The sequence below is a fragment of the Mesorhizobium sp. B1-1-1 genome (genome assembly GCF_006442955.1).
GTDB lineage: Bacteria > Pseudomonadota > Alphaproteobacteria > Rhizobiales > Rhizobiaceae > Mesorhizobium.
On the sequence record NZ_VFWW01000013.1, the window covers coordinates 40431 to 64021 of the forward strand.

Sequence of the window (23591 nt, forward strand, 5' to 3'; positions counted from 1 at the left end):
AGCGGAGCGGGGTGGGGGACGGCGCTGCCCCCCCGTCTCACGAGCTTTGCTTCGCAAACATCGCTCGCCGACCCTCCCCACAAGGGGGAGGGTGAGGCGCTCAATGTCTGAAGTGTCTCACGCCCGTGAACACCATGGCGATGCCATGCTCGTCGGCGGCGGCAACCACATCGTCGTCGCGCATCGAGCCGCCGGGCTGGATCACCGCCGTGGCGCCGGCCTCGATGGCCGACAGCAGGCCGTCGGCGAAGGGGAAGAAGGCGTCGGAGGCGACGACAGAGCCCTTGGTCAGCGGCTCGGCCCAGCCCGCCGCTTCCGCAGCGTCGAGTGCCTTGCGGGCAGCGATGCGCGAGGAATCGACGCGGCTCATCTGTCCGGCGCCGATGCCTACCGTGGCGCTGTCCCTTGCGTAGACGATGGCGTTCGATTTGACGTGCTTGGCGACGCGGAAGGCGAATTTCAGGTCGGCCAGTTCGGCCGGCGTCGGCGCCCGTTTCGTCACCACCTTCAGTTCGAGGTCGTCGACGACGGCGTTGTCCCTGCCCTGCACCAGCAGGCCGCCGGCGACGGATTTGACGGTTGTGCCGATCGCGCGCGGATCCGGCAGGCCGCCCGCGACCAGCAGGCGCAGGTTCTTCTTCGCGGCCACGATCGCTGCCGCCTCGTCGGTGGCGCCGGGCGCGATAATGACCTCGGTGAAGGTCTTCACGATCTCTTCGGCGGCCTCGGCGTCAAGGATGCGATTGACAGCGACAATGCCGCCATAGGCCGAGACCGGGTCGCAGGCCAGCGCCCTGGCGTAGGCCGCCTTCAGCGTCGAACCCTCGGCGACGCCGCACGGGTTGGCATGCTTGATGATGGCGACGGCGGCCGAGCGCGCCGGGTCGAACTCGCCGGCCAGCTCGAAGGCGGCGTCGGTATCGTTGATGTTGTTGTAGGAAAGCTGCTTGCCCTGGAGCTGGCGCGCGGTGGCCACGCCCGGCCGCTTGTCGCCATTGACATAGAAGCCGGCGCCCTGGTGCGGGTTCTCGCCATAGCGCATCACGGTCTCCAGCCTGCCGCCGAAGGTGCGCCAGGTCGGGTGCTCGATCTCCAGCGCCTCGGCGAACCAGCCCGAGATTGCCGCGTCGTAGCTGGCGGTGCGGGCAAAAGCCTTGGCCGCGAGCTTCTTGCGGAAATCCAGCGAAAGCGAGCCGATATTCATCTCCAGCGCATTGAGCACGGAGGCATAGTCGCCGGGATCGGTGACGATGGCGACATAGGCGTGGTTCTTGGCCGAGGCGCGGATCATCGCCGGGCCGCCAATGTCGATGTTCTCGACGATCGCCGCGTAGTCGGCGCCGGAGCGGCGGACTTCCTCGAACGGATAGAGATTGCAGACGACCAGGTCGATCGGCTCGATGCCATATTTGTGCATCGCCGCGGCGTGATCGGGATCATCGCGAACGCCGAGCAGGGCGCCATGCACCGACGGGTGCAGGGTCTTGACGCGGCCATCCATGATCTCGGGAAAGCCGGTGAGCTCGGAGACGTCGCGGACCGCCAGGCCCGCATCGGCGATCGCTTTTGCCGTGCCGCCGGTCGACACCAGCTCGACGCCGGAAGCGGCGAGCGCCCTGGCGAGATCGATGAGGCCGGTCTTGTCGAAGACGGAGAGCAGCGCGCGACGCACGGGAACGAGGTCGGGAGCGGGAATGTTCTTGGCGGCGACGGCCATGGGCGTGCTTTCACGGCTGGAGGGGCAGGCCCGCGCCGTATCATATGAGATCAGGAAATCAAGGCGCAAGCTCGGTCAGCGCAGGCGCGGTCAGTTGTTTTCGGGATAGCCGGCGATAGAGGTGCGGGTGAGCTGCCAGTGGACTTCGGCGATGTCGGACGGCTTGAAGGCAAGCACGATCTGCCGGCTTCGGCGCGGGCCGCCGAGACCGGCGAAGTAGATCGATTCCTCGACCTCCGGCACCATCTCGGTGCAGGTAAACACCCAGCTGTCGGCCTGCTCGGCGGTCAGCACCAGGCGGTCATGCTCGTCCTGCAAAAGGTTGATGTCGGGATGGACGTGGAAGCGCACGGTGACGAAATCGCGGCCATTGTTGCGGATCGCCGCACCTCCAGGACGCTGGAAGCGGTCCCTGCCGGTCAGCACATTGCCGTTCGAGGACAGTTTCAGCTCGCGCTCGTGCAGGAAACCGAAGCGCTGGATATAGCCGTCATGGCGGGCGATGAAGCCTTGAACGCCCTTCTGGTCGATACGCTTGCACTGCACATGCTGCGGGCCGCCGATCAAAGGCGACCCCAGAAGATCGTTGATGCGCAGCGAATGGCTGAACCGCGCCGACGAGGTGTCGTTGATGGTGGCGGTCGAATGCGCGGCGGTGGCGCGGGCCAGGGGCCGGAATTCGGCGGCGCCATAGGTGTCGATGCCGGCATTGACGATGTAATGCTGGCGGCCCGACGACAGCTCGAACGCAAGGCAGCTGGCATGGGCGGCATTGGAGACGTGGACGGGCGGCGGCAGGCCGGTGTCGGCGATGACGGTGACGCCACCCATGGACAGCCGCTCATAGCCCGAATGCGGTGCGTGCAGCAACGGCGAGCCGGCGGTGTCGTCGTGGCGCAGGATGCTGGCGATGCGGTCATGGATGGTGGCGCCCATGCCGTTGAAGCGGGCGAGGCTGCCGTCCTGGTGGCGAAAGAAGCGCAGCGCCGGCAGCATCCTGTCGATGGCGCCGATCAGGGCCTGTGGCGGCGCTTCCGCCTGGTTGGCGTAGGTCTGCCGCAGCGGCAAAAGGTCGGCGAGGATTTCCAGCACCGCCATTGGGTTGCGCGAGATGTGGCCGCCATCAGGAAGGATCTGGCGGTCCAGTTCCTCGGCGAGATTGCGGGTGGCGCCGCGCAGCGCCGATGCGGGCGCCGGCAGCGACAGGGCGGCGAAGGCGAGGGCGATGCGGGCGCGCAGCCTGTCCTTGCCGTCAGGCATTTCGCGTGCCATCGACCTGAGGTAGCGGATCTGGACGGCCAGCGATTTCAGGAAGGCGCGGTAGAACGGGAATTCAGCGCCTTGCAGCACGATCGAGGAATGCTGCAGCCAGGCGATAATGCGCTTGGCGGCCGTGCCGGGCTCCCAGGCAATGCCGGAAATGTTGTTTCCATGCGTGGCGATCCAGTCGGACACCAGCGCACGCGCATTGGCGGCGGCAAGCTCGGTGCCGGCGGCGCGCATGTGACGCAGCCAGCGAAAGCCATGCAGCGTCTTCTGCCAGCCGTAATTGGGAACGCTGATCTGGAAGGGCGACTTGCCGCCGGTCTCGACCATATGTCCCGACAAGGGATAGCGGCCATAGTAGATCTCAAGCGCGATCTGCGGGTCGGCCAGCCGCAGGTCCGGCGGCGCGATCAGCACCCGTTCGGGCGTGCGGCCGGAATAGCGCCAGCGATAAACCGGTCCGGCACGCAGGCGCCGGCGCGTTTTGCGCCAAAACTCCTTCGCGACAAGCGCCCACAGACGCGTCGTGTTGCCGGCAGCAAGTGCCAAAACCCCTCCTGATCGTCCTCTATCCCAAGGGCAAGCTTATCTGATTCAACGATTCATGCGAAGGCGAATTCCCGCGAGCGGTGACGCTCCGCCTGGCTTGGCCGCGGATGCTCCCCAAAAAAGTCAGCAACTTCCTATGCTTAAACCCCGGAGCGGTTCAGCGCCCGATGGGCATCCATACTCCGCTCCAGATCCTTGTTCCACGCAATTCCGGACGGAGAATCGTCACGCAGCTTTCGTGGACTTGCCTTAGCTGGCGCGACGCATGCGCGCGGCGAAAAAGCCGTCGAGACCGGAACGTTGCGGCGAGCCGAGATCGAGGTCGACAGGTGTGGTGCGCAGCGTGCCTTCCTGCGTCAGGAAGGGATCGATGCCGATGATCTCGCCGGCGCGAAACGGGTCGGCAACGACGCCAGGCGTCGCGGCGAGGAAGCCACGATAAAGCTCCTCGCCTTCGAGTGGGTCGAGCGAACAGTTCGAAAAGACGATCCTTCCGCCCGGCTTAACCAGGGTGACGGCGCGCGCGAGCAGCCGGCGCTGGAGATCGGCGAGCTTCTCGACATCAGCCACAGTCTTGGTCCATGGCACGTCGGGATGCCGCCGCACTGTGCCGGTCGAGGAGCAGGGCGCGTCGAGGAGGACGGCGTCGAACAGCTCGTCCGGCTCGTACTGGAGGAGGTCGGCCTGCACGATATCCGCCGACAGGCGGAGGCGTTCGAGATTCTGCGCCAGCCGCGCCAGCCGGTTCTTCGAGGTGTCGATCGCGGTGACGCGTGCGCCGGCCACGATCAATTGGGCGGTCTTGCCGCCGGGCGCGGCGCAGAGATCGGCGACGCGAAGCCCGCCGACATCACCGAGCAACCGGGCAGGCAGGCCGGCTGCGGCATCCTGGACCCACCAGGCGCCTTCGGCGAAGCCAGGCAGTTCGGTGACCGGGCCGGCAAGCTTCTCCACCCGAATCGTGCCGGTCGGCAGGGCAATGCCGCCGAGCCTTTCGGCCCAGTGCTCCGGATCGGCCTTGACCGAGAAATCGACCGGGGCCTCCTGGCGGTGGGCGGCGAGTATCCGTCCGGCCTCGTCCACGCCATAGGCGGCCTTCAAACGGTCGGAAAACCATTTCGGCGCTTCGTCGGTGGTAGCAAGGGCCTCTGGAAGTTCAGATTCCTTGATCCGCGCGAGCGTGCGCAGCACACCGTTGACCAGGCCGGCAAAGCGCAATGTGCGGGGATCGGACTTGGCATGGGTGACGGCGAGGTCGACCGCGGCGCTGTCTGGAATGTCGAGGAACAGGATCTGCGCGGCCGCCACATGCAAAATATGCGACAGCGCGGTGGCATTGGCCGGCAGCGGTTTTTCCAGACGCCGCGCCAGCAGCCCGGCAATGGTCATGCGATAGCGCAGCGCGGTGACCAGAATGGCGCGCACAAGACCGCGATCGCGCAGATCTAGCGCCTTGTATTGCGGGTGGCCGTTTTCATGGTCGGTCAGGCCGTCGAGCGGCGTCCTCGCATCGATGACAGCTGCCAGCAGGCGCGCCGCCGCCTTGCGGGCGGCAAGGCCGGCAACGAACTCGCCGTCCTTTTTGTCTTCCTGACCACCTGTGCGTCGAGGTGCTCTGCCCGCCACGCTCACGACCACGGGCCCTTGGGCCCGGTCGGATTGCGACCCCATGGATTGGATTTGGGCTCTGCCGGCGGTTCCGGCGCGGCCGGCTTGCCCCACGGTCCTGCCGATTGCGGCTCGTCGGCCTGCGGCGGCACTGGCGCCTGGCGCTGCGGGGACCGCGATACACCACCGTCCATGCGCTGCGCCATCGCTTGCAGCGCGGCGATGCGGTTCTCGGTGCTCGGGTGGGTGGAGAACAGACTGTCCATGCGCTCGCCGTGCAGCGGGTTGATGATGAAGAGATGAGCCATCGCCGGGTTACGCTCGGCATCCGGATTGGGTATGCGTTCGGCGCCCCGGGCGATCTTGTCAAGCGCCGAGGCCAGCCACAGCGGGTGTCCACAGATTTCAGCGCCACGCCGGTCGGCCTCGTATTCGCGGGTGCGGCTGACCGCCATCTGCACGATCATCGCCGCAAAGGGCGCCACGATCATCGCCGCCAGCACGCCGACAAAACCGAACGGGCTGTTGTTGTCGCGGTTGCCGCCGAGGAAGAAGGCGAAATTGCCAAGCATCGAGATGGCGCCGGCGAAGGTGGCGACGATCGTCATGGTCAAGGTGTCGCGGTGCTGGACGTGGGCGAGCTCGTGCGCCATCACCGCGGCCACTTCCTCATGCGTCAGCCGTTGCAAAAGGCCGGTGGAAGCGGCGACAGCCGCGTTCTGCGGGTTGCGGCCGGTGGCGAAGGCGTTGGGCTGCGGATTGTCGATCAGGTAGGTCCTGGGCATCGGCAGGCCTGCCTGCTCGGCCAGTGCCTGCACGATGGCGTAATATTCGGGCGCGTTCTTCTCGTCGACCTCGACGGCGCGGTTCATCGACAGCACCATCTTGTCGGCGTTCCAATAGCTGAACAGATTGGTGGCGGCGGCGATCAGGAAGGCGATCATCATGCCGCCCGTGCCGCCGATCAGGAAGCCGACGCCCATGAACAGCGCTGTCATCGCGGCAAGAAGCATGGCGGTGCGAAGTGTGTTCATCGTCTGCTCCCGTCCTGGTCGTGATGTAAGGGGGTCGATCCTCGTGGGCTCATCGCTATATGATGGGAAACGCCGGTACCCGTTTCAATCGGCCTGTTTCAATCCGCCGGAATATCGCATGAACGACGAGACCAGTAAAACACCTGCCACTGATGACGAAGCGCGGCTGAAGACGCTGACGCCCGCCGCCCGCCGCGCGCTTGAAGAGGCCGCGGCGCGGCGCGAGGACTACCGCCGCAAGGAAGCCGCGGTGCCGAAGGAAGTCGGCGGCCGCGGCGGCAAGGAGCCCGGCCGCTACGGCGACTGGGAGATTAAGGGCCTGACCAGCGATTTCTAATATGCCGGCCCAGCAAACAGCTCATTTGCCGGCAATCGGGTGTTTGACTGTCCCCACAGCCTAGAAGGCCGTTGCCGCCGCCCGCTGCGGCTCGAGCGCGATCCAGCCGCGCTCGTCGACGGTGACGCCGATGGCGTCGTAGCCAGCGATCGCGGCATGCTGCGTCGCCAGGGGATGTCGGTGCGTGGCGTTTATGACCATGACCGCTGCGCCCGCCGCCTCGGCCGCCGTGATGCCCGCCGGGGCATCCTCGAACACGAGGCAATCACGCGCATCGACGCCGAGCCGCGTTGCACCGAGCTGAAAGCAGTCGGGCGCCGGCTTGCCGCGTGAAACATCTTCCGCCGCGACCAGGACGGCCGGGACGGGGATGCCGGCAGCCTTCATGCGCAAGAGCGCCAGTTCCCGCGGCGCCGAGGTTACGATCGCCCAGCGCTCCGGCGGGAGCGCGTTGAGAAACGCCGCGGCGTTGGCGATCTGAACAATGCCCTCCAGATCGGCGGCTTCGGCCTTGAGCAAGAGGTCGGCCTCATGCGCCGGATCGACGCCGGGGAGCGCCAGACCGGCGATCGTCTCGATCGCCCGCACGCCATGGATCGTCGGCAGGAAGGCGGCGACGTCGAGCCCTTGCCGCCGCGCCCAGTCGCTCCACACCCGTTCGGCCGAGGCAATGGAATTGATGAGCGTGCCGTCCATATCGAAGAGGAAGGCGGCGAATTTTCTGCCTGCGTACATGATTTTCCTTGATTTCGGGGAGGTCTTTCGAGGGAGCGCCGATGGTAACGTCCCTGCGCCGGCATTGGAAGCCGCGCGGCCTCCTTTTCGGCCAGTCCCCTTTTCCGCAAGTTAGGGAACCGTGATCCGCCTCCGGCGTTTCAACTTCGCTGCTTTTCCACGACCATCGAAGGGGGACGCGATGCTGATTCGGCTCGGCTACGAAATGGCCATTGAATGCGCTGGAGCCACGCCGGTGATTTCAATGCTCGAGATCCACAGGGACAGGCAGGCCGACATCAAGCGGCAGACGCGCATGCTGACGTCGCCCGCGGTTTCGACCAGGCTCTACAGCGATTTGCATGGCAATTCGTGCCGCCGCTTTACCGCACCCGCCGGCACTTTTCGCATCCTCTACGATGCCGTGGTCGAGGACAGCGGCGAGACGGACGAGGTCAACACGCTGGCACGCGAGGTGCCGGTGGCAGAGCTGCCCGACGAGGTGCTGTTTTATCTGCTGGGCAGCCGCTATTGCGAGACCGATCACCTGAGCCAACTCGCCTGGGAGCTTTTCGGCCGTTTGCCGTCCGGCTGGGCGAGGGTGCAGGCGATCGTCGATTACGTCCACAACCGCCTGTCCTTCGGTTATGGCTATGCCCGCTCGACCCGCACCGCGGCGCAGGCGCATGAGGAGCAGGTCGGCGTCTGCCGAGACTTCGCCCATCTGGCGATCACGCTCTGCCGCTGCATGAACATTCCGGCACGTTATGTGAATGGCTATCTCGGCGACATCGGCGTGCCGGCCGATCCGGCGCCGATGGATTTCTCGGCCTGGATGGAAGTGTTTCTCGACGGCAAGTGGTATACGTTCGACCCCCGCCACAATGTTCCGAGGATCGGCCGCATCGTCATCGCGCGCGGCCGCGATGCCACCGACGTGCCGTTGCTGCACAGTTTCGGGCCGCATCGGCTCAGCCTGTTCAAGGTATGGACCTACGAACAGGAGAACAATCTGTTCAACCCGCCCTACCACGCCATCGACAGGACGGTCACCGCGCAGATGCTGGCCTGAGCCGGGTTTCCATGCATCCCCATACTGCCTCGCTCTGGCACACGAGCCGCTGTGCCGTGGCGGGACACGGCCGCGCGCCCTGTGCCGCGACGTGCAAGATCGTGGTAAGCGCTTGGTAAATGCCACCCGAACGCAGCATCGGCGTTTACTGGTCATTCACCTTTCCATCCTTGAAAGCGAAGCAAAAACAAGAGTCTAGTCCCTGGTGCGCGGCCGCTGGCCGCGCCCGGCCGGAATCCTGCATCGATCCGTTTGCCCGGCGACGAGGCCGGGGCGAGCGGAGAGAGAACGATGCGGATTTTCGGGGGTCTTGTGGACGCGGCCGGCGACTTTGCCAGGCATCGCGGCGGGAATTTCGCCATCCTGTTCGGATTCGCCGCCTCGGTCTTGGCGCTGGGCGTCGGCTTCGCCGTCAACATCACCCAGCTCTACAACGCCAAATCGAGCCTGCAGAGCGTGGTCGACGCCGCGGTGACGTCGACGGCGCGGGATCTGACGACCGGCGTGATCAAGGAGGCCGACGCCAACAAATCGGTGCAGGCCTTCCTCGACGCCAACAGTACGGCCGGCATCCTGCAGGCCAACCAGATCGTGCTCGACAGGCTGACGGTCGACAGGACCGCCAGGACGGTGCAGGCGGAGGCCCATGTCGACGTCGCCTTCTATTTCCCGCTGTTTGGCACGCGCGACATGCAGCGCGTTCCCGCCTCGACGACGGCGCTCTATTCGGACAAGCAGATCGAGGTGGCTATGATGCTCGACATCACAGGCTCGATGGCGAAGCGGGGCAAGGTCGACAAGATCGGCGATCTGAAAGCAGCAGCGAAAAACGCTGTTCGGACGATGCTCCGGAACCAGGATCCGAAGAACCCCCGCATCCGCGTCGCGATTGTGCCTTACGCATCCGGCGTGAATGCCGGCAAGCTGGCCGAAAACGTCTATGCCGAGAAGCCGGCGAGCTCTGAGCTGCCACCCGTGGCCGGCAGTTCGCTTCTTGTCGCCAAGACGGGCAAAAATTTGCTGCCGTCCTTCAGCGACTACATTTCCATTGTCGGCGCGGCGATGCCACGCCCCGATAATTGCGCCACGGAGCGCAAGGACAAAAATGGCGATGCGGATTTGACTGCCGACGGCCCAGATACGGTTCGCACGGACAAGAACGGCAAGAAGTACTACGCCCTGGTCAACCGGGATGATCATCTCGATGGCGGCGGAATGAACAAGTGCCCCGATGCGGAAGTGATCCCGCTGACCGCCGATTCCGGCGCATTGCTTGATTCGATCGACGACTTCCAGGCTGACGGTTATACCGCCGGCGCGATCGCCATTCAGTGGACCTACTATATGCTGTCGCCGCAATGGCGCGCAGCGATCAAGAATGCCGGCCTCGGCAACGGCGCCTCGGACGTCAACGCGAAGAGGATCGCCAAGGTCGCGATCCTGATGACCGATGGCCAGTTCAATACCGCCTTCGCCGGTACCGGGGGCCGCTACAACAGCCAGGGCAATCTTGCGCGCGGCAACGCCGAAACGCTGTGCGGCAACATGAAAAATGACGGCATCGAGATTTTCACCATCGGCTTCGACCTGAACAACAAGGACATGTCGGCAACCGAGCGGGATCAGGCAAAGGCGGTGCTGAAGGACTGTTCGTCGAAAGATGCCTCCACCGCTCAAAAACATTATTTCGAAGTGTCGACCGGGGTGGAATTGGACGCCGCTTTTCAGGAAATCATCCGCAACACCGAAAAGGTCGCGCTGACGCAGTAAGTCGCACAAGGAAAAGGCCGCCGCTTCTTTCGAAGCCGGCGGCCTTCCGTGTTTCCGTCCATGGCGCGGCTCCTGGCGGCAACCCGAGGGGTCGCCCGCCGCGCATCTCGCGCCTTAACGGGAAGACTGCTTCCCGAAAGTGCAATCCGCTGAGGCCACGTTCTGGAAAACGAAATCACTCGACATCGGATCACCTCCTTTCAGTTTGTTGAACACGCACTGATGATGGGGTGCGTTGCAGCAAAAGACAAGACGCCGGATGGAAAAAGACGTTTTTCCGGCTTGGCCGCGTCCTTTCGTGCAATCGGGTTGCGGCCAGGGGTTCAAGCGGACAAGATCGGCCTACCGAATGCAGGGGGGACGGCATGGACGCTACCGAAAGAGCAGCACGCATCGTTCGCACGGTCGTCGAGGCGTTGAAGCCGGGCTTTGCCGTCAGGCTTTGGACCGGCGAGCGCGTCGGTCCGGCCGGCGGCCCGGTGCTTGCCATCAACGACCAGGACATCGTCTGGCAACTGGCCCGCCGGCCAAATTTCTCGACGCTGGTCGAGATGTGGATTTCCAAGGCGGTCGACGTGGAGGAGGGGTCGCTGTTTGACCTCTACGCGCTGCCTTCACGAGGCAAGCTGCGGTTCAAGGCGCTGCCGAAGCTCGCGATCATGCGCGACCTGCCGGCCGTGCTGTTCTCGCGAAGGCAGATGACGCAACGCGCCGACCTCGCCGGGCAAAATCCCTTTGTCAGCGGCTCCAACAAGCAGGCGATCCAGCATCATTACGACATATCGAATGCCTTCTACCGGCTCTTCCTCGACGAGCGCATGGTCTACAGCTGCGGGTATTTCAAGGATTTCGCCAATGACATCGACCAGGCCCAGGCCGACAAGCTCGAGCATATCTGCCGCAAGCTCCGGCTGAAGCCTGGCGACCGCCTGCTCGATATCGGCTGCGGCTGGGGCGCGATGCTGATCCATGCGGCGAAGCATCATGGCGTCGTCGGCCATGGCGTCTCGTTGTCGGAGGCCCAGACCGGACTCGCCCGCGAACGCATTCGGGCCGAGGGGCTGGAGGACCGGATCACCGTCGAGATAAAATCCTATGCCGAGCTCACCGGAAGCTTCGACAAGATATCCTCGATAGGCATGTTCGAGCATCTGGGGCTGGCCAACCACGCCGCCTACTTCTCGACCGTCCATCGCCTGCTCAAGCCGGGCGGCATCTATCTGCATCATGCCATCACCAGGCGCAGCAAGGGCAGCATGAAGAAGACCTTGCGCAAGGGCTCGGAATACAAGGCGCTGATCAAATACATCTTCCCGGGTGGCGAGATCGACACGATCGGCATGACGTGCGGCAATCTGGAAGCACATGGCTTCCTCGTCCACGACGTCGAGAATCTGCGCGAGCACTATGCCCGCACCTGCCGGCTGTGGGCAGAGCGCCTGCATGCGCGCTTCGACGAGGCCATCGCCGAAGTGGGAGAAGCCAAGGCGCGGCTGTGGCTGCTTTACCTGACCGGCTGTTCGATCGCCTTCGATCGTGCCTCGGCGCAGATTTTCCAGACGGTCGCCACCAAGCGGACGCGGGGCCCGAGCGGCTTGCCGCCGACTCGGGCGGATTTGTACCGGGAATAGGATGCCGAGTGTCGTGGACGAGGATCTAGGCCGTTATTGTCCGCGACTTCTTTATTCGAGCGAACGCCTAACGACCGCCGCTAATCAGCCACTGGCCAAGCGTCTGCTCACCATTGCTAGTAATATAGTAGGCTTGGTCGGCTCCGAGATGAACCATCCGATCTGACCCAAGCGCCTTCAAGGCTGTGGATACGGACGGTTGACTGCATTTCGCTGCATTCCCAAGAGCGGTGCGATTCATACCCTTCGGCTTGGCATGGGCGAGCAGTAGCAGCATCTCGAACTTTGCCGGAACTGCCCTGCCTACAAAGACCTCTCCGTTAATCGACTCCACCATCGGGATGGTCCCACGAGTAAGGGCGAGCATGGCGTCTGCCACGGACTTCTCGTCCGACTTGTGATATAAACGAAGAAGTTCTGCCGTTATCCATCCGGCTGCGGCAACAGTCAGAGAGACATCGATTGCAGTAGGATCTGTCTCTTTCACGTGCACCGCGTTGCGCTTGCTGCGCAGGTCATAGATCATTCCGTAGGCGGCTCGTGGAATGAGGATACGCAGAGGATCAGGCAGTGTAGTGTCGTTCTCAATGGCCCGGATGGTCGCTCCTACTTGCTTAATCTCCGCTGGCGCTGTGCCAGTGCGGATATGCTCGATTAAGCGGAAGGTGTGTTCAACGAAGCGGCCCGCCTTAGTCAACGCTGCTTCAAGGTCGCCACCGCGATGCTTGGCGACAAGCTGCTCGTAGGTCTCGACTAGCTCCGTGGCTAGTGACGTCGGAACCTTCGTGGATAAATCCGCAATGATCGCGTCACGCATGCGAAGCGCTCCTGTAGCTCCAGACGTCCTTGCCACCTTCAGTCACTTTCTTACGAGCAAGTTTTCCGCTCCGAACCATCTCGGCGATCGGCCCAGATAGGGAGGTCGTCTTGGCGATAATCGCCATTTCATGGAGCCGCGTTACGACTTGACCAAGCGTTCGCTCTTCCGCGAAGAAGCCATTGTCAACCAACTGCCCTAGGGAACTGCGAATAGGAACACCAGTCTTCCGGCGGCCCTTACTAATGCGGCTCCCAAGGGACGAATCCGCGCCGTTGGTTGTGCTTTCTTCTTCGCCCGCTGCGGTGCGTTTCGACTTGCGGGGCCCGGACTTTGCGACCGCCTTTTCGCCCTCTATGACACGACCAATGGCATCGAGATTGGCAACACGAATAGCGTAGCCGTCGCTTGTGGACACCACCAAGTGCGCATCCTTAAGCTTCTTGAGCGTCGGGCGGAGGGTGCCGCCGGCGATGCCCGTCATGTGCTCCAGTGCAGCAGGCTTGGTATCGACAGCGCGAACTTCATCGACCACATACTGCCACCCGGCAATAGCAACGAGGACCACTAGAACTTTGGAGTCATTGCTGAGCGCCAGGCCGGCGGGCGTCAACACAACATCATAGGTACCGGGATCATAGCGGATGTAGTCACGAACGATTTCTTCAATCGCCGCTTCTGTCAGCTTGCTGCGGTCTGCAACCAGGTCCTTCAGAGCCATGTTAGAAACTCCCGTGACTAGTTCTGCGCGCCGAAGCGCCGCTCGATGGCCTGCGCGCCCGTCTTCGTCACGTAGTACTGGCCGGCCTTTGCATGGTCCTCCGCAATCATGCCCTTGCCGATTGCGGCGCTGAAGTCGCGGGGGAAATTGGACGGCAGGCGTTCTCGCGCAGACTGGAAACGCGCCTTGATATCGTCGCGCGAGAAAGTGTCCTTGCCCTCCTGAGCGGCCATATATTGGCCGATAGCAACGATCTGGTCCGGTTTTGTCGTCGCCTTCGCGTTATCCAGGAATTCGCGCAGGGAGACTCTAGCCGGTGCAATAGGCGCGCTGACATTAGGCACCCCGACGGCCACTCCCTCGGTTGGATCGTTACCCATGATAATGCTCATGACGAGTGCGAGCTTACTGGCGCTCACCTCACGTTTAACGTCGATTCCAGCACCCATCAGGGACACCGTGAATGTTTCTTGAGTCTCGTTTTCTGGCACAGGTGCGCCCCTAATCGTTGCGGTTTAGGGACTAACTATGAGCGAAGCATTTCTATGTCAAGGTACATACATTTAGATTTAATGTCCGTATGTGGTTATCTTATCGTGAATGATCATATTGTGGCGCATAACCAGGGTTCCATAGATGGAACATTAGCAGAACATAAGCACCATGTATCGGTCCACCATCTACTATGTATTATATTCATACACTTTGTATATGTCTATATATATGAATTTGTTTAGTTTTTCTGATCACGGTATCCTACTAGAACATATGACGTGAAGTTCGGTACGTTGTGATTTAATTTTTGTCGCTTTGGCTGACATGCCGGCGGGCAGCGCCTGCGAAGCAGAACACCAGACGGGGTGCTGCGCAGAGCATATAAAGAACGCCGTATCGGTTGCCTTGCCCGAGGGGCAATGAATGCCGAATGATTCGAATCACGTTGGCAGAGGCGCCATGGCATTCGATGGAAGGACTTGAGATCCTCGTCCAGTGTTCGGCAAATAGGGCTTGGGTCGCTTCACCCCATGATGACGAAGGCGCGAAGATTTGAGCTAATCTCCAAGGTATACGGTCCGCCCATATCGCTGTTGAGGGTCTAGACGAGCCGCATCGGCGCGCCGATCTCGACGCGCGCCGGCCTGTCGACGGTGCAGTAGACGCCGAGATTGTGCGCGTTATGACGCACCAGATTGCGCAGGATCGCCGGGTCGTTGTCGAAACCGTCCTGGGCGATGATGGTGAAGCCGCAGCGGCGGCACGGCTCGGAAATGGTCAACAGCAGGTCGCCGACGGCGAGCTTCCTGCCGATCCATTCGGTTTCGGGGAAAGTGCCTTCGACCGCCGCCATGTCGATGACGATGTTGGGACGAAAGCGGCGCGGGTCGGGAGTGCCTTGCGGATGCAGCGCCTTCAGGCGCGCCAGGGAGGCGGTGGTCAACAGATGGATCGGCGCCTTGCGGTAGCGCGCCTCGGTCAACGGGCCGGAATAGGCCGGCGGGGCGTTCTCCAGGCCGAACGGACGGATCGAGGCCGGAAAGCCTAGATAGTCGGAAACGGCACGGTCGCTTTCGGCGCCGGGCGCCGCCAGCCAATCTGCGCCGGGAATCGCGATCTCGAGCCTGCGGTCGCCAGTCAGCCGGGTGCGGATGCGCGGCACCTTGTGCCACTTCGGCTCGCGATCGGGACGGGCGATCTCATTGTCGGAGGCATCGACCAGGCCGAACATGCGGTCGCCCTCGATGCTCTCGGTGCCGACCGCGATCGTCTCCAGGCGTTCGCCGGCGAGCGAACTCGCCGGATAGCGCCAGAGTTCGGCAATCCTGCCTATCGCGGCCATGGCCGGTGTCAGCCTTTCTTGTTCTGGCGGTTGGCGACGAGGTCGTCGACGACGGCCGGATCGGCGAGCGTCGAGGTATCGCCAAGGGCGCCGAAATCGTCCTCGGCAATCTTGCGCAGGATGCGCCGCATGATCTTGCCCGAGCGGGTCTTGGGCAGGCCCGGTGCGAACTGGATCTTGTCGGGCGTGGCGATGGCGCCGATCTCCTTGCGGACATGGGCGAGGAGCTCCTTGCGCAAGTCCTCGCTCGGCGTCTCGCCGGCCATCAGCGTGACGTAGCAGTAGATGCCCTGGCCCTTGATGTCGTGGGGATAACCGACGACGGCCGCTTCCGAAACCTTGTCGTGGCTGACCAATGCGGATTCGACCTCGGCCGTGCCCATGCGGTGGCCGGAGACGTTGATGACGTCATCGACCCGGCCGGTGATCCAGTAATAGCCGTCGGCATCGCGGCGGCAGCCGTCGCCGGTGAAGTACTTGCCCTTGTAGGTCGAAAAATAGGTCTGCACGAAGCGGTCGTGATCGCCATAGACGGTGCGCATCTGGCCGGGCCATGACTCGGTGATGCATAGATTGCCGTCGGCGGCTCCTTCAAGCACCTTGCCCTCGCCGTCGACCAGTTGCGGCTTGACACCGAAGAAGGGCCGCGTGGCCGAGCCAGCCTTGAGGTCGGTGGCGCCCGGCAGCGGCGTGATCATGATGCCGCCGGTCTCGGTCTGCCACCAGGTGTCGACGATCGGCACCTTGGCGTTGCCGACGACGTTGAAATACCACTCCCAGGCCTCCGGATTGATCGGTTCGCCGACCGACCCCAGCACGCGCAGCGATTTGCGCGACGCCTTTTTCACATGATTGTCGCCGGCGCCCATCAGGGCGCGCAGCGCCGTCGGCGCGGTGTAGAAGATGTTGACCTGATGCTTGTCGATGACTTCCCAGAAGCGCGACTGCGAGGGGTAGTTGGGCACGCCCTCGAACATCAGCGTGGTGGCGCCGTTGGCGAGCGGCCCGTAGACGATGTAGCTGTGGCCGGTGACCCAGCCGACATCGGCGGTGCACCAGTAGATGTCGCCATCATGATAGTCGAAGACATATTGGTGCGTCATCGAGACGTAGACGAGATAACCCGCCGTGGTGTGCAGCACGCCTTTCGGCTTGCCGGTCGAACCCGACGTATAAAGGATGAACAGCGGATCCTCCGCCTTCATCTTCTCCGGCTTGCACTCAGCCTTAACGGTCGCGGCCTCTTCGTGGTACCAGACGTCGCGGCCCGGCGCCCAGCCGATCTTGCCGCCGGTGCGGCGGACCACCACCACCTTTTCGACCCTGGTACCGGCTTTTGCCGCGATCTCGATCGCCTTGTCGGTGTTCTCCTTCAACGGGATCGGCTTGCCGCCGCGCAGGCCCTCGTCAGCGGTGATGACGATGGTCGACTTGCAATCGTCGATGCGGCCGGCGAGCGCGTCGGGCGAAAAGCCGCCGAAGACGACCGAGTGGATGGCGCCGATACGCGTGCAGGCGAGCATCGCATAGGCCGCTTCCGGGATCATGGGCATATAGAGGGTGACGCGGTCGCCCTTCTTGACGCCGTGCTTCTTCAGCACGTTGGCGAAGCGGCAGACATGCGCATAGAGCTCATTGTAGGTGATCTTGCGGTCGTCGTAGGGGTTGTCGCCTTCCCAGATGATGGCGGTCTGGTCGCCGCGCTTCTTCAGGTGGCGGTCGATGCAGTTGTAGGAAACATTGGTCTGGCCGTCCTCGAACCATTTGATGGAGACCTTGCCGTCGAAGGAGGCGTTCCTGACCTTGGAGAAGGGTTTGAACCAGTCGATGCGCTTGCCGTGCTTGCTCCAGAACCTGTCCGGATTCTTCACGCTGTCGGCGTACCATTTGAGATAGGTGTCGTTGTCGATCAGCGCATTCTTCTTCCAGGCCGGCTGAACGCGGTGGACATGAACCTCGGACATTTCCTGCTTTTCCTCCCGAAACTAACGCCGGCTTGAACCGCCAGCGGGATCGCGGCGACGCGGCCGCGAATTCGCGCGCATTATTAACAGTTCCGCGATGACGGCAACATTAGACGTTGGGTTTGCGCGGCGGGATGCCGCACATGGGTCCGCGGCTGCTGTCAGCACTTGCACCGGACCGCTGCTAACTTCATGTTTTCGCGTGCTAAAGCCGGTTTCGATCAAGAAAAAATCAATAGACGGTTAAGCAACCGCGCGCACAATCCATTGTTGGGAGGAAGGAGAATCAACCCGGGGAGCAAAAATGCGCGACCAGCTTGAAATGGACCTGATGCTGCGGGGCTATGGCCTGACTACGGCCAATATCCTTTATCATTTCCCAGACCATCCGCATCTGTTGCAGAGCTTCATATGGCAGGACTACGACATCGCGCCGAAGTTTCCGGTGCTGATCCGCTTCATCGAGTTCTGGAAGACCAAGCTCGAGGGGCCGCTGCATTCGGTCAGCTACACGCACCAGAAGCTCATCGCGCCCAACGAGTGGCGCAAGGTCGACGGCGAATTCGTGCTGCATTAGGGGCCGCTGCTTCGAGGCCGTAAGGTCGGCACTCTACGGCGCCCCCTCTGTCCTGCCGGACATCTCCCCCACGAGGGGGGAGATCGGCAGCTTTGCTAACAGCGCCATCCCTTCACGTTGGAAATTGGCGAAAGCCGAGGTGACATCCAATCTCCCCCCGTGGGGGAGATGTCCGGCAGGACAGAGGCGGGCGCCGCCCCGCTAACCTTCGGCTCTAGCGGTCGGACACGCTCAAACCGCCGGCGGGCTCAGCCGGGCAAAGCCCTCCTGGCGGCGGTAGGGAAAATAAGGGTAGGGCGCGGTGACCTCGCTTGCCGCATCGAGCTTCCCGATCTGCTCCGGCGTCAACGTCCAGCCGACGGCGCCGAGGTTCTGGCGCAACTGCTCCTCGTTGCGGGCGCCGATGATGACGGACGACACGGTCGGGCGCTGCAACAGCCAGTTGATGGCGATCTGCGGCACGGTCCTGCCGGTCTCCTGCGCCACCGCATCGAGGGCCTCCATGACCCGGTAGAGATGCTCGTCCTCGACCGGCGGTCCGAAGCTCGCGGTGTCGTGCAGCCGGCTCTTTTCCGGCACGGGCTGGCCGCGACGGATCTTGCCGGTCAGGCGGCCCCAGCCGAGCGGACTCCAGACCAGCGCGCCGACGCCCTGATCGAGGCCGAGCGGCATCAACTCCCATTCATAGTCGCGGCCGACCAGCGAATAGTAGACCTGATGCGCGACATAGCGCGGATAGCCGTGCCTGTCGGCCAGCCCGAGCGAATTCATCACCTGCCAGCCGGAGAAATTGGAGACGCCGACATAGCGCAATTTGCCGGCGCGCACGAGGCCGTCCAGCGTCGACAGCACCTCCTCGATCGGCGTGCCGGCATCGAAGGCGTGCAGTTGCAACAGGTCGATGTAATCGGTGCCGAGCCGCTTCAGCGCGGCGTCGACGGCCTTGATCAGCCGCGAACGCGAGGAACCATAGTCGGCCGGCCCGTCGCCCATCGGCAGCGAGGTCTTGGTCGAGATCAGCACGGCATCGCGCCGGCCCTTGATCGCCTCGCCGAGCACCTCTTCCGAGGCGCCGTTCGAATAGACATCGGCGGTGTCGAACAGATTGACGCCGGCCTCGAGGCAAATGTCGACCAGCCGCCGCGCTTCCCTGGCGTCGCTGTTGCCCCATGCGCCGAACAGCGGGCCGGAACCGCCGAAGGTTCCCGCTCCGAACGAGAGCACCGGCACCTTCAGGCCCGATGCGCCAAGATTTCGATAGTCCATTTTCTTACTCCTTGTGATTTTGAAAGAAGTCGAATCGATCCGGCTTTGCCGGCGAGCTTCACGACCGAACGCAGACGGGCGCGCCGAGCGCGGTGCCGCGGTCGAGACGCAGGGCCAGTCCCGCCACGGCGAGTGCCGCGACCGGCAGCAGCGCGGCGACCCAGGTGAGCGAACCCAGGCCAAGACCTTGGGCAATGACCGCGCCGCCGAGCCAAGCGCCGGCCGCGTTGCCGAGGTTGAAGGCGGCGATGTTGAAGGACGAGGCGAGGCTCTGGCCAGCACCTTGGGCCTTTTCCAGCACCCACATCTGCAAAGGCGCCACGGTGGCGAAGGCGGCGGCGCCCAGCAGGCCGACATAGATCACGGCCAACACCTGGCTGTGGATAGCAAAGCTCATGGTCGCCAGAACCAGGGCGAGCACCACAAGACTGCCGAGCACCGCCGGCACCAGCCAGCGGTCGGCGATCTTGCCGCCGGCGATATTGCCGGCGATGAGGCCGCCGCCGAAGACGAGCAGGATCAGCGAAACGGCCGCTTCCTTGAAGCCGCTGATCTCGGTCAGCAACGGGGCGATATAGGTGAAGACGGCGAAGACGCCGGCATAGCCGAGAACGGTGGTGGCGAAGCCGAGCAGGACGGGCGTACGGCGCAGCACGGCGAGATCGGCGCGCAGGTCGCTCTTCTCGGGAGCTGTCCGATTGCGCGGCACCAGTGCCAGGATGACGGCAAAGGCCGCGAGACCGACCGCGGTCACCGCCCAGAAGGTGGCGCGCCAGCCGAAAGCCTGGCCGAGCCAGGTGCCGAAGGGAACGCCGAGAATGTTGGCGATGGTCAGGCCGGTGAACATGAGCGCGATCGCCGACGCCTTCTTGTTGGGCGCGACCAATCCGGTGGCGACCACCGAGCCGACGCCGAAGAAGGTGCCATGGGCAAAGGCGGTGATGACGCGCGCGCCCATCAACGTCCAATAATCAGGCGCCAGCGCACAGGCCAGATTGCCAATGGTGAAGATCGCCATCAGCGCCAGAAGCACCGTCTTGCGCGGCCAGTTGCCGGTGGCGATCGTCAGCAGAGGTGCTCCGATGACGACGCCCAGCGCATAGCCGGAAATCAGTTGGCCGGCGGCCGAGATCGAGACGCCGAGATCTTTGCTGACGTCGATGAGCAGGCCCATGATGACGAATTCGGTGACGCCGATGCCGAAGGCGCCGGCGGCGAGAGCATAGAGAGCGAGAGGCATGATGTTTCCACTTCGGCGGTGACGGGCGCCCTGTCCAGGCCGCGCCCCGACCGGGAAGATCGTGTGGCCATGCGATGTGAACCAGACTTGCTCCAGGCATACTTTCTGTGAAATAGATTCACAGATGGCGAGATCCGACATCAATCGTTCCGGCGAGATCGAAGTGTTTGTGCGCGTCGTCGAGGCGGGCAGCTTTTCGGCGGCGGCACGTGCCTTGCGCATGACCCCGTCCGCGGTGAGCAAATTGATCGCGCGGCTGGAGGCCAGGCTCGGCGCGCGGCTGGTCACCCGCTCGACGCGCAAGCTGCAACTGACGCCGGAAGGCACTGCTTTCTACGACAGCGGCATGCGCATCCTCGCCGACATGGACGCGGCCGAGCGCGAGGCGGCCGCCGGGGCGGCGCCGCGCGGCCGGTTGAGGGTCAACAGCTACGTGCCGTTCGGCCACCACCGGCTGATGTCGCTGCTGCCTCGGTTTCTGGAGCGTTATCCCGAGATTTCCGTCGACGCCGTGCTGACAGACAGCGTGATCGACCTTCTGGAGGAGCGCGCCGATGTGGCGATACGCGCCGGGCCCTTGCGCGAGTCACGGCTGGTAGCGCGCAAACTGGGGCAGAGCCGGATGGTGCTGGTCGCGGCACCCTCCTATGTCGAAGCGCGTGGGACGCCGCGCACGCTGGCCGATCTCGGGCGTCACAATATGCTGGCCTTCGGCTTTGCGCGGCATATAGACGGCTGGCCTTTTGTCGATGCGGCAGGTGCGCCGGTCATCGTCCCGGTTGTCGGAAACGCAACGCTGACCGACGGCGAGGCGATGCGGCGGATCGCGCTGGCGGGAGGCGGAATCGCTCGGCTGGCGCGCTGGCATGTCCAGCCGGACATCGACGCCGGGGCATTCGTCCCGTTGCTGGAGGAATTCAACCCAGGCGACGAGGAGGCCACCCATGCCGTCTATGTCGGCCAGGGCAAGCATCTGCCTGCGCGGGTGCGGGCTTTTCTCGATTTTCTCTCGGAGGCCGTTCGCCTCTAGAGCAGTTCACCGTTTCATGGAAACGGCGAACCGCTCTAACTCTTTGTTCTGACGCAATTCTGGACAGAAAACCGCCCACACTTTTCTTGGAATTGCTGTAACTGAGAAGCCGCGTACCTAAGGCACGCGGCTTCGAAGCAGGCTAGAAAAGCGATCAGGCCTTCGGCACGAACGGCGCCGGACGCCGGCCGGCGGCCTGCCGCTCCAGCATCCAGCCGGGATATTCGGCCGGCAGCGCGCTCACCTCGTCCAGTCTGGCGAGATCATCGGTATCAAGTTTGAGGTTCGTGGCGGCAAGGTTCTGTTCGAGCTGATCCATGCGGCTGGCGCCGATGATCACGCTCATCACGAAGGGCTTGGCCAGGACATAGCCTAGTGCCACGGTAGCGACGCTGACGTCATGCTTTTTGGCGATCTCGCGCATGACCGCGACCGCCGCCCAGGCGCGGTCCTCGTTGACCGGTGGGAAGTTGAAGGAGGCGCGGCGGCCCTCGCCATTGCCGGGCGCACCAGGGCCGTATTTGCCGGACAGCAGTCCGCCGGCCATCGGCGACCAGACCATCAGGCCGAGCTTCTCCTCGTTGATCAGCGGTACGATCTCGCGCTCGAGATCGCGGCCGGCAATCGAATAATAGGACTGGATGGTCTCGAAGCGGGCAAAGCCCTTGCGGTCGGCTATGCCAAGCGCCTTGGCGATGCGCCAGGCCTGCCAGTTGGATACGCCGACATAGCGGACCTTGCCGCTGGCAACGAGATCGTCCAGTGCCCGCAGCGTTTCGTCGATCGGCGTCACCGCGTCGGTTCCGTGCAGCTGATAGAGATCGATGTGATCGAGCTGCAGCCGCTCGAGGCTGGCATCGACCGAATCCATGATGTGGCCGCGCGAGGAGCCGCGCTGGTTCGGGCCCTCGCCCATGGCACCATGGACCTTGGTGGCGATGACCACGCTCGACCTGTCAACGCCGAGATCCCTGAGCGACTGGCCGAGCAGGCGCTCGGATTCGCCGAAGGAATAGACATCGGCCGTGTCGAAGAAATTGACCCCGGCGGCGAGCGAGCGGCCGACGATCTCGTTGACGCCTTTCTGGTCGAGGCTGGCGATCAGGCCCCATTGGGCATTCTGGCCGGCGGCGCCGAAGGTCATGGTGCCGAGGCAGAGTTCGGAGACGAACAGGCCGGTATTTCCAAGCTGGTTGTAACGCATGGCGAAGGCTCCAGAGATTTGTGATGACACAGATCAAATAGGAACGGTACGTTTCGTTTCCAGCGCTGGCATAATCAGCCGGTAGAACTGGACCATCTTGCCGGTGACAGAAACTTGTCAGAGATGGACCGCTCGGATCATTGTGTTCGGGCGGCGATTGACCTCCTCGACAAATTCGTCATCCCAGACGGGCCGGAGAGAAGATATTGCGCAAGAGAGGGCTTTGCGCCAACCAACCGTTCGTAGTCCTCAACCGCTAGCACCACGGCAGATGGCTGCCCTCGCACCGCAATGGTTTGCGGCCCTTTTTCGCGCGACTGTCTTACCAGCTTCGAGCTTGTTTCTTGCGTCCCGCAGGTGCCAGTTCAAGAAGACTACTCCTCGCTTAACTCGCAAGATGTGTTCAGTCCGTCTGTGTATCATAGGCTTAGAACTCACAGACGACAGGGCCAACCCAGGGCGGACGGTTTTATCGACTGCCGAAGATCGCCGAACCGACCCTGACACTGGTGGCGCCGAAGGCGATGGCCGTCTCGTAATCGCCGGACATGCCCATCGACAGTTTGGCGACGCCTGCCTCCCGCGCCAATTTTTCCAGCAGGGCGAAATGCGGGCCGGGGTTCTCGTCCGCCGGCGGAATGCACATCAGGCCTTCGATGGCGAGGCCGTGGACATCGCGGCAGCGGGCGACGAAGGTCACGGCCTCGCGCGGCTCGATGCCGGCCTTCTGCGGCTCGGAGCCGGTGTTGACCTGGACGTAGAGTTTCGGTGCCCGGCCTTGCCGGGCGATCTCCTTGGCGAGTTCGGCGGAAATCTTCTCACGATCGACCGTCTCGATGACGTCGAACAGCGCCACGGCTTCCCTGGCCTTGTTCGATTGCAGCGGGCCGATCAGATGCAGTTCGACATCGGGGAAAGCCTCTTTCAGCGCCGGCCACTTGCCCTGCGCTTCCTGCACCCGGTTCTCGCCGAAGACGCGCTGGCCTGCCTCGATGACGGGCCTGATGTCGGCGGCGTCAAAGGTCTTGGAAACCGCGACCAGCGTCACCGCGCCAGCCTCGCGCCGGGCTTCGCGCTCGGCGGCGGCGATCTTCGCCTTGACCGCTAAAAACTGCTGAACGGCATCGCCCATGTCCAAATCCCGCTGTTTTGACCGCGTTTTTTCCAGACGCGATACCCATATGGTTGACGGGTTTGCCAAACCATGGTGAACACCCGGACCACATCCAATGGACTG

At 63.3% G+C, this 23591-nt stretch carries 21 protein-coding genes; 6 read left to right on the forward strand and 15 right to left on the reverse strand.

Annotated elements, in window-relative coordinates; translation table 11 throughout:
• Positions 1-100: 100 nt before the first annotated feature.
• The 4 genes from purH to htpX all read right to left on the reverse strand — a co-directional run bounded on the left by purH (position 101) and on the right by htpX (position 6174).
• A complete protein-coding gene (gene purH, locus FJ986_RS25365) occupies positions 101-1717 on the reverse strand; it encodes a bifunctional phosphoribosylaminoimidazolecarboxamide formyltransferase/IMP cyclohydrolase (RefSeq protein WP_140676176.1) in 1617 nt (538 codons plus the stop codon).
• Positions 1718-1807: 90 nt separating this feature from the next.
• Positions 1808-3532 (reverse strand): heparinase II/III family protein, encoded by a 1725-nt coding sequence (locus tag FJ986_RS25370; RefSeq protein WP_140518222.1) that lies wholly within the window; start codon positions 3530-3532, stop codon positions 1808-1810.
• A 249-nt stretch (positions 3533-3781) separates the two neighbouring features.
• Positions 3782-5164: an RsmB/NOP family class I SAM-dependent RNA methyltransferase gene (locus tag FJ986_RS25375; protein WP_246681833.1), complete on the reverse strand. Its 1383-nt coding sequence runs from the start codon at positions 5162-5164 to the stop codon at positions 3782-3784.
• On the reverse strand, positions 5161-6174 hold the full coding sequence (gene htpX, locus FJ986_RS25380; RefSeq protein ID WP_140518224.1) for a zinc metalloprotease HtpX: 1014 nt from the start codon (positions 6172-6174) through the stop codon (positions 5161-5163). The genes FJ986_RS25375 and htpX overlap by 4 nt, the downstream gene beginning before the upstream one ends.
• A 118-nt stretch (positions 6175-6292) precedes the next feature.
• On the opposite strand from htpX, the gene FJ986_RS25385 reads away from it, so the two are divergent.
• Positions 6293-6511 (forward strand): DUF1674 domain-containing protein, encoded by a 219-nt coding sequence (locus FJ986_RS25385; RefSeq protein WP_140518225.1) that lies wholly within the window; start codon positions 6293-6295, stop codon positions 6509-6511.
• Between the two features lie 60 nt (positions 6512-6571).
• Here the strand turns inward: FJ986_RS25385 and FJ986_RS25390 are convergent, their stop codons facing one another.
• Positions 6572-7246 carry an HAD-IA family hydrolase gene (locus FJ986_RS25390; protein ID WP_140676182.1) on the reverse strand — a complete coding sequence of 225 codons (675 nt, stop codon included), beginning with the start codon at positions 7244-7246 and terminating at the stop codon, positions 6572-6574.
• 181 nt (positions 7247-7427) lie between these two features.
• Here FJ986_RS25390 and FJ986_RS25395 point away from each other — a divergent pair, with 181 nt between their 5' ends.
• From FJ986_RS25395 to FJ986_RS25405, 3 genes are all read left to right on the forward strand, one after another.
• Positions 7428-8297 carry a transglutaminase family protein gene (locus FJ986_RS25395; protein WP_140676184.1) on the forward strand — a complete coding sequence of 290 codons (870 nt, stop codon included), beginning with the start codon at positions 7428-7430 and terminating at the stop codon, positions 8295-8297.
• A gap of 291 nt (positions 8298-8588) precedes the next feature.
• On the forward strand, positions 8589-10067 hold the full coding sequence (locus FJ986_RS25400) for a TadE/TadG family type IV pilus assembly protein (RefSeq protein ID WP_140676187.1): 1479 nt from the start codon (positions 8589-8591) through the stop codon (positions 10065-10067).
• Positions 10068-10432: 365 nt separating this feature from the next.
• Complete coding sequence (locus FJ986_RS25405) at positions 10433-11698, forward strand: cyclopropane-fatty-acyl-phospholipid synthase family protein (RefSeq protein WP_140676190.1); 1266 nt, start codon at positions 10433-10435, stop codon at positions 11696-11698.
• Positions 11699-11765: 67 nt separating this feature from the next.
• Here FJ986_RS25405 and FJ986_RS25410 read toward each other — a convergent pair whose 3' ends face one another.
• The 5 genes from FJ986_RS25410 to acs all read right to left on the reverse strand — a co-directional run bounded on the left by FJ986_RS25410 (position 11766) and on the right by acs (position 17037).
• On the reverse strand, positions 11766-12515 hold the full coding sequence (locus tag FJ986_RS25410; RefSeq protein ID WP_140676193.1) for a hypothetical protein: 750 nt from the start codon (positions 12513-12515) through the stop codon (positions 11766-11768).
• Positions 12508-13236, reverse strand: coding sequence for a hypothetical protein (locus tag FJ986_RS25415; RefSeq protein WP_140676196.1), 729 nt, complete (start codon positions 13234-13236; stop codon positions 12508-12510). The genes FJ986_RS25410 and FJ986_RS25415 overlap by 8 nt, the downstream gene beginning before the upstream one ends.
• A 17-nt stretch (positions 13237-13253) precedes the next feature.
• Positions 13254-13727, reverse strand: a complete 474-nt coding sequence (locus tag FJ986_RS25420; protein WP_140676199.1) for a hypothetical protein — start codon at positions 13725-13727, stop codon at positions 13254-13256.
• A gap of 605 nt (positions 13728-14332) precedes the next feature.
• Positions 14333-15073, reverse strand: coding sequence for an MOSC domain-containing protein (locus FJ986_RS25425; protein ID WP_140676202.1), 741 nt, complete (start codon positions 15071-15073; stop codon positions 14333-14335).
• 8 nt (positions 15074-15081) lie between these two features.
• The gene (gene acs / locus FJ986_RS25430) at positions 15082-17037 is read right to left on the reverse strand and encodes an acetate--CoA ligase (protein WP_140518231.1); all 1956 of its coding nucleotides are present in this window, start codon (positions 17035-17037) and stop codon (positions 15082-15084) included.
• Positions 17038-17341: 304 nt separating this feature from the next.
• Here acs and FJ986_RS25435 point away from each other — a divergent pair, with 304 nt between their 5' ends.
• A complete protein-coding gene (locus FJ986_RS25435; RefSeq protein WP_140492921.1) occupies positions 17342-17614 on the forward strand; it encodes an usg protein in 273 nt (90 codons plus the stop codon).
• Positions 17615-17845: 231 nt separating this feature from the next.
• Here FJ986_RS25435 and FJ986_RS25440 read toward each other — a convergent pair whose 3' ends face one another.
• Entirely contained in the window at positions 17846-18880 is a 1035-nt protein-coding gene (locus FJ986_RS25440; RefSeq protein WP_140676204.1) for an aldo/keto reductase, read from the reverse strand.
• Between the two features lie 58 nt (positions 18881-18938).
• On the reverse strand, positions 18939-20120 hold the full coding sequence (locus FJ986_RS25445) for an MFS transporter (protein ID WP_140560737.1): 1182 nt from the start codon (positions 20118-20120) through the stop codon (positions 18939-18941).
• A gap of 124 nt (positions 20121-20244) precedes the next feature.
• On the opposite strand from FJ986_RS25445, the gene FJ986_RS25450 reads away from it, so the two are divergent.
• A complete protein-coding gene (locus FJ986_RS25450) occupies positions 20245-21150 on the forward strand; it encodes a LysR family transcriptional regulator (RefSeq protein ID WP_140492931.1) in 906 nt (301 codons plus the stop codon).
• A 154-nt stretch (positions 21151-21304) separates the two neighbouring features.
• Here the strand turns inward: FJ986_RS25450 and FJ986_RS25455 are convergent, their stop codons facing one another.
• The 3 genes from FJ986_RS25455 to FJ986_RS25465 all read right to left on the reverse strand — a co-directional run bounded on the left by FJ986_RS25455 (position 21305) and on the right by FJ986_RS25465 (position 23486).
• Entirely contained in the window at positions 21305-22354 is a 1050-nt protein-coding gene (locus tag FJ986_RS25455; protein ID WP_140566741.1) for an aldo/keto reductase, read from the reverse strand.
• A 137-nt stretch (positions 22355-22491) separates the two neighbouring features.
• Entirely contained in the window at positions 22492-22641 is a 150-nt protein-coding gene (locus tag FJ986_RS31000) for a type II toxin-antitoxin system Phd/YefM family antitoxin (protein ID WP_246681834.1), read from the reverse strand.
• Positions 22642-22823: 182 nt separating this feature from the next.
• A complete protein-coding gene (locus tag FJ986_RS25465; RefSeq protein WP_140676207.1) occupies positions 22824-23486 on the reverse strand; it encodes a YggS family pyridoxal phosphate-dependent enzyme in 663 nt (220 codons plus the stop codon).
• Between the last annotated feature and the right edge of the window lie 105 nt (positions 23487-23591).